2 protein-coding genes are annotated in these 1,275 nt (G+C 30.1%); both read left to right on the top strand.

Annotated elements, in window-relative coordinates; all coding sequences use genetic code 11:
- Positions 1–65 (top strand): hypothetical protein (locus tag ACFIO3_RS13300; RefSeq protein ID WP_375704603.1); only part of this gene is annotated, 65 nt, incomplete at its 5' end.
- Between the two features lie 1,023 nt (positions 66–1,088).
- The coding region (locus tag ACFIO3_RS13295; RefSeq protein WP_375704614.1) for an alpha-hydroxy-acid oxidizing protein at positions 1,089–1,275 on the top strand (187 nt) is incomplete at its 3' end.

The raw sequence follows: 1,275 nt of genomic DNA, 5'->3' as shown, positions 1-1,275 counted from the left end.
ATGGACATGATGTTGGATCACATTATCAAGCACAGGGTTTAAAGTTGTCTAAGCATTTTAAATGAGTTGGAAACCACAAATTTTGATAACATGTACGCAGGAAATATATTGTGAATAAAAGAAAAGTTTTTGTTCTTTAAAAAACCGGCGCCATGCATTTTCCAAGATTAGGGCTTTGTATTTGAGAGGATATGAGAGGCATTTTTATTTCTTTTTTCAAGAGATTCTATCTATACGAACTCCATTTATGATTGTGCAAAAGAATAGTTTTGATTATTTCATCATGACAAAATTTACAATGAAAGAAATTTACTATATTCAATATGTTATTCATATTTACTATTATAATAAATCAATAGGTTACTAAAATTCAATAGAGCTAATAAATAAATTTTTACTCCAGTTTAGTAACAATTATTTTCAATAAACATTGTTCTAATTTTAGTAACTCATTTATAGCCTCAAGATATAATATTGCTAGAGAATTATTCAATTAAATATGAATAGTTTCTATTGGTATGAACATTAAAAGTTTTTATGCTTTATGTGCATTAGGCACTATATATTTTTATAAACTTTTATGAATAAGTAAAATATCTCAATTTTGAATATTGATATACGAAGATTTCTGCATGTATGCGACAGCTTTATTTCCAGTATTAATAAAGGATTTTTTCATCTTTTGGGGGGGGATGATTTATACTTAATGACACTCTATATTCTTAATAACTGATAATGTAAGGATCTTTGGGGAGAGACGCGACTTTAAATTATAACTAATTAAGCTACGGAGCAATCGCTTTCGAAGAGGGATTGCTTTAAAGAGAGTATAACATTTTAATTGCACATGAAGAATATATGAGTAGATACGTTATTAATGATACTTCATACTGTGAGATTTTAAATTTGGATAAGAGCAATAAAGACGTTGTTTTTATCAATTAGTTTTTTTAGAAAGTTGCAGTCTCTGTTGCTTCTATCTATTCAATAGAGTGCTTTGGGAGAATAGCGAATAGGTAGGTACATGGATTCGCTTTTATGCGTTTTAGGATGTTTTCTCTTTTCATTTAGGAATAATGGTGCCATCAATGATTATTTCTTCAACACTTGATTATCGTAAGGCAGCAAAGCGTCGTCTTCCTCCCTTTCTTTTTCACTATATTGATGGTGGGGCTTATGCTGAAGAAACGATGCGACATAATTGTACAGATCTTCAAGCACTTGCACTGCGTCAAAGGATTCTATGCCACGTTGGTGAAGTTGATCTTTCAATCA

The organism is Bartonella sp. AD328YNZD (assembly GCF_042196425.1).
Note: the sequence above shows the minus strand (reverse complement) of the source record. Positions and strands in the feature narration are given on the sequence as shown.